Origin of the sequence: Vibrio sp. 10N.222.55.A1 (assembly GCF_041473835.1) — a bacterium.
In the GTDB taxonomy this organism is placed as follows: Bacteria; Pseudomonadota; Gammaproteobacteria; order Enterobacterales; family Vibrionaceae; genus Vibrio; species Vibrio crassostreae_C.
The window spans coordinates 1-5287 of record NZ_JBFRSX010000092.1; the positions used below are offsets into that span (position 1 = coordinate 1).

Annotated in this window: 5 protein-coding genes; 3 read left to right on the forward strand and 2 right to left on the reverse strand. The window is 36.1% G+C overall.

The annotated features are described in order from the left end of the window. The first annotated feature begins 239 nt into the window (after window positions 1–239). Genes AB4493_RS21090 through AB4493_RS21100 form a run of 3 tightly spaced genes read left to right on the forward strand, consistent with a single transcriptional unit; the run spans window position 240 to window position 3175 of the window. Complete coding sequence (locus AB4493_RS21090) at window positions 240–1340, forward strand: sugar transferase (RefSeq protein ID WP_372155769.1); 1101 nt, start codon at window positions 240–242, stop codon at window positions 1338–1340. Then, window positions 1340–2449, forward strand: coding sequence for a hypothetical protein (locus AB4493_RS21095; RefSeq protein ID WP_017067153.1), 1110 nt, complete (start codon window positions 1340–1342; stop codon window positions 2447–2449). Before AB4493_RS21090 ends, AB4493_RS21095 begins: the two co-directional genes overlap by 1 nt. A gap of 12 nt (window positions 2450–2461) precedes the next feature. Beyond that, window positions 2462–3175 carry a bifunctional 2-polyprenyl-6-hydroxyphenol methylase/3-demethylubiquinol 3-O-methyltransferase UbiG gene (locus tag AB4493_RS21100; RefSeq protein WP_017067152.1) on the forward strand — a complete coding sequence of 238 codons (714 nt, stop codon included), beginning with the start codon at window positions 2462–2464 and terminating at the stop codon, window positions 3173–3175. Here the strand turns inward: AB4493_RS21100 and AB4493_RS21105 are convergent. Together AB4493_RS21105 and AB4493_RS21110 are read right to left on the reverse strand one after the other, a co-directional pair. Further along, window positions 3172–4407, reverse strand: coding sequence for a lipopolysaccharide biosynthesis protein (locus tag AB4493_RS21105; RefSeq protein ID WP_372155770.1), 1236 nt, complete (start codon window positions 4405–4407; stop codon window positions 3172–3174). The two genes, AB4493_RS21100 and AB4493_RS21105, sit on opposite strands and share 4 nt — an antisense overlap. Beyond that, the gene (locus tag AB4493_RS21110; RefSeq protein WP_372155771.1) at window positions 4407–4955 is read right to left on the reverse strand and encodes a sugar transferase; all 549 of its coding nucleotides are present in this window, start codon (window positions 4953–4955) and stop codon (window positions 4407–4409) included. Before AB4493_RS21110 ends, AB4493_RS21105 begins: the two co-directional genes overlap by 1 nt. Between the last annotated feature and the right edge of the window lie 332 nt (window positions 4956–5287).

The following is a 5287-nucleotide window of genomic DNA, read 5'->3' on the forward strand; positions in this document are numbered from 1 at the left end:
TTAAGGTTCTGTCTATGAAGCTCCCTAAATTTAAGAAAAAACTGCACCTTATAACCTCGCTGCTAACCTAAAATTTTGATACACTCCACCACAGGAAATACAATATACGAATTACTATGAAGCTTTATACGATCCAACATTCATTGGCACTTCTTAGCATTCAATTAATCATAACAAGTTGGTGTCTATTCACATACTCTCATTTACCAAACACTGTTCTTAATTCTATGATTTTGGTTATGTTTGTATTTTTATTAACTACTTATACTCTTCCGTCAAAAAATAGACTATTTTCAAATAAACAGCATGAGTTCATTATTACACTTATAAGTAGTTATGGCGTTTCAGCTCTATTTATTACACTCATCCGAATAGATTACTCTCGTCCTGCTTTGCTTATAGGGGCTGCCTTAACCTTTATTTGGATTCTCATCTATTATCGTTTACATAAAAAACAAAAAATTACACTATATTCTCTTACTGGATCAGTAGATAGTGTTGACTCACGTTATAAAAACATTACCATATATCAGTATCAAAAAGACATATCACTACATCAAATCAAAAAAAACTCCGATGGACTGGTTACTAGTCTCCATGAAATACACTCAAGAGATACAGCTCAATTCCTTGCAGATTGTGCTCTTGCTCAAATACCCGTTTATCATTCGGAAGTGATTACTGAGCGATTAAATAAACAAGTATCAACTACTCATTTATCCGAAACCACCTTACAATCTCTCATCCCAAACTCTAGATACTTAAAAATAAAGCCCGTACTAGAAGCAACTCTTATCTTACTATTTTTGCCTATAACTCTTATTTTATGCTCTATTATTTCAGCTCTACTTTATATACAAGATCCAGGAAAAGTAATATACACCCAAACTCGAGTTGGAAAAAATGGTACAACATTTACTCTGTATAAATTCAGAACCATGTACAATTCAGCATCAATCAAAAGTACACAATTTGCTACTCAAGAAAAACATCGAATTCATATTATTGGTGCTTGGTTAAGAAAATTTAGATTGGATGAAATACCGCAGTTTTATAATGTATTAAAGGGAGATATGTCCCTAATTGGCCCTCGACCTGAGCAACCTGAATTTGTTAAGTCCTACAAACAGCAAATCCCATTTTACAACTATCGCCATACGGTAAAACCAGGAATCACCGGCTGGGCACAGATAAATCAAGGATATACCGACAATTCAGAATCAACGCAGACAAAGCTAGGCTATGATATCTATTATATTAAGCACTACAGCTTCGAGTTAGATTTAACTATCGCAATAAAAACGGTTAGGACCTTACTAACAACTGATGGATCTGCGTAATGAAGCAAAAAAAAGTAGTACATATACTCATTGACAATGCCACTCGACTTGAATTTTTCCAACGAGTCCTTAAGAATGAAAATACTACACCCTCTTATGTACTTCATTCGAACATCTATACCTATGTGCTAGCAAAAACAAAAAAGTATCCTGGCAGCCATATTTTACTTAGACAAAGTAAAGTTAAGAAAAACACAGTACAGTCAAGTATTGAAGAGATTAAGGGACAAAGAGAATATCACTATGGTATTAACCGAAGTAACTTTAAAAAATTAGTAGAACCAAATGATGAACTATGGGTATTCTCAGGATTTCAATACGTCGCTTTAGAAATAAAGACTACACATCATAATATTCGTTACTTTGAAATAGCTAATTTCCCGAATAAATACCAGTCAAGTTATACAGGGGTAAATGCGGATGCAGATCATCATCATAAAATAGAAGAATTGCGAAGAACTCGTACTGTGACGCCTAGAGAAATAGAACTGCTAAAAAAACGATTACTAACTTTTCGTCCACCACACGTTGACTCATCAATATTAAGCAAAGCTCTAGAACAGTTTGTGAACCTGATAGGTTTTTATTGCCTAAAAACAACAGCACCTCATTCATCACCCTTGCAGCAATTAAAAACAGCAATAGAGATCTATCGAGTTAGAAAGGTAATTCATAGCCATAAGAGCTTACAACACCCAAGTAACTTCAATTTATTCATAGGTCAAGTAGCACAAGATTCACAAACCCTATTTCAATCTAATACAAATGCCATTGATTCAATTAAAAAAGCACACCAAGACTCAGAATCAAAAGGACTCCCCCTTATCGTTCGGCTTCACCCTGGAGAAAAACAACTTTGCGTAATACAGGAACAAATCCATTTTTGTAAACAAGAAGGCATCCTCATTTGCAACCAAGGAGCTTTACTTGAAAGCGTTCTTCAAAGTGAGCATATATATACAATAAACTCCACTGGAGGGTTACATTCTTTACTCCTTGAAAAACCAGTAACCCTTTATGGCAACAGTTTTTATCAAGATTGGAAAGCCAGCGATGTTGTCCTTTACCACCAATATTTACTTCAAGAGCTGTACTCTCCTACCCCATAAAAGGAAACAATAGTGAACATAATTACTACATCCACCAAAGTTGGGGATAATGCTCAACTCTCATTTAAGAAAGTAGGGGTACTAGATATCCGACGCAAATCAATCCCGGAACTATGTGAAGATAAGCGAGTTTTAGTGGTTGGCTGTGTAGATATGATTGATATGCTCTCTATGCAAAAGTACATAGAACAAGGAGAACATCAATTCCACAATATTTCCCAGAAAGCCAGCTATACGGCAGGACTTGATATCAATGAAAAGGGCGTTAAATTACTGCAAGAAAAAGGATACCATGTTGATCATTGCGACATATTCAACGGTCAAAGTAAGTATCTAGAGGAAGAGTATGATTATGTCGTTTTGTCTCATGTTTTAGAGCATATGATTGATTTAACGGGCTTCATAAACAAAGTAATGAACACTGTAAAAACCAAACAAGTTATTTTTGCGGTACCAAATGCATACAATATAAAACATGCGCTCCCCGCTCTATTACTACAAAGAGAAAAAGTCAGTAATGACCACTATTACACTTTTACACCAATCACCTTTGTAAAGCTTATCAAAGGATTGAACTTTGAAGTAAAAGCACTATATTTTGATCAAGATAGAAGAATAAAATCAGGTAAAAAACACCGAGTATTGGGAACCTTATGGTCAATAGTAAAGTCAAAACTATTCACACACAGCGGTGATATTGTTTTAATTGCTCAATATAAGAATTAACTTTTCTGTACGCTCCTTTGAAAATTACATGAAAAGTAAGCCGTGAATAAAGTATAAATAGTTTTTCCTCCAATCGAGGTTAACACAGCCCCCCATACTCCATAGTTAATAGTTAACACAGCGAGTAAAACAAAAACGACTAGTGCTGACATAATTGTTGAAATAGTAATATAGCCTAATTTATTTTGGGCTATTAAAAAGCTTTCAGTCCACCCCAAAAAAGCTGCAGGAATCAGCAATAGTGAGCTATAAATCAATAATTCATGAAAAGATACATACTCCTCCCCAAACATCCTCATAATATCTTCACTGGAAACAAATATAATCATCACACCAAACAGCATGGTAACGACAGGAAAGAATGCCCCCACATAACCCAACTTCAATACTGCTTTTGAATCTTTAAGACTCACCGCTTTAGTAAAACGAGGTAAGAGTAATATTCTTGCTCCAACAACTACAAAGAACAAAACATTCATTAAACGAGCAGTAACTCCCATCACTGCAATACTCTTATCATCTAACCAAAATGAAGATAAAGGCAGCACCAGATGTGTAACCGCAAGACCAAGAACCATAATCGACAGGTATGGCAATGTGCTTTTGAATGTCTTATTTAACTCAACAACTGATATTCGACTAAACCCTATATCACCCATTTTAATCAAATAACCTAGCGCAATAACTAGCGTCAAAAAGACACTAAAAGAATACAATTTAATAAGAGAATGTTGAGGTATAATCAGAACTAAAAAAACAAATAGAAATGGTTGTAAAACAAATTGAAAAAATGCTCCCAAAGGCGATTTATTATACCCTTGAAATATAGCAATTGTTAAAAAAAACAATGACATTACGTATATTTCAAATAAACCTAGTTCAACAACCAAGTCAAGCAATCTAACTAACACCCCAAAATACAATCCAAAACAGAGCAATGCACCCAATAATGAGAGCAAAAAAGTAGCAGAAATAGCGCAGTATTTTTCTTTTAAGTCATAACTAGCGGCAATCTTCTTTACGAGTAATCGCCCCCCTCCTAATGTAGCCAATTGTGATACAAAAACAAGAATGCCAAGAGAGATAAAATATTGTCCAATAATCTCAGGTTGATATGAACGAGCCAGCAATAGGTTAACTAGTAAAGCCCCGATTGCACCTATAACCTTAAGAGAACCAAGTTGAATTCCCTGCTTAATCAATCCACTCGGCTTACTTACGCCATTATTCACTAAACCCTATCTCCAGAGCCCTTACCTGAAACTGTCTGTAGAATATAAATAAAGTAGAGTTTTACTGAGAGCGTTTGAATCATCGTTTTATCCCACTCCGCCAACAGCTTAGGCGTCGACATATCGATATCATTGATTTGAGCTAACCCCGTGACACCGGGTCTTACCGCCAGCACGCCTCTCGATTCCCTTTCATCGATGAGCTCTTGCTGATTGAACAAGCATGGTCGCGGGCCAACCAAACTCATTTCACCTTTCAGAACGTTGTATAACTGTGGTAGTTCATCCAATTTAGTCTTGCGTAAAAATTCACCCAATTTAGTCACTGAATTAGCCCCCACCAAGTGAGTTGCCACTGATTGTGTTTCTACCGGCATAGTGCGGAATTTCACTAAAGTAAATGGCTTTTTGTTACGCCCTACTCGTGTTTGAAAAAAAACTGGAGAGCCTGTGTCAAAGTAACCAAGAATACAAATGACAAGAAAAACAGGCCAAAGGAACAAAAGGCCAAACAGCGCAAAAAAGAAATCTAAAAAACGAATCAAAATGGATGCCTTAAACTCAGATAAACGAATATAGTGAATGCAGTAAGTGCCACTCATGAGTAAAGAGTACCTGAATCACTTACGAATACAAATGGAGGGAGCTAGCTGCAACACATCAGTGTGAGTTTAAGTATGCTTCTACTATTCTTTTGCTCTCACCAGCAAAGGGCTCTGGAGCTTTCAACCCAAAGTACCTATCGTCAAAACCTATCCCACCAGGGCATAGCTTGAGTCCTCTTAAACTATGTCTTGTTATTAAGACTGACGATCCAGATTGTATCCAAAACATTGGGATTAGGATTAGTCTCGTTATCTTCCCCAGGGCGGGAGCATAC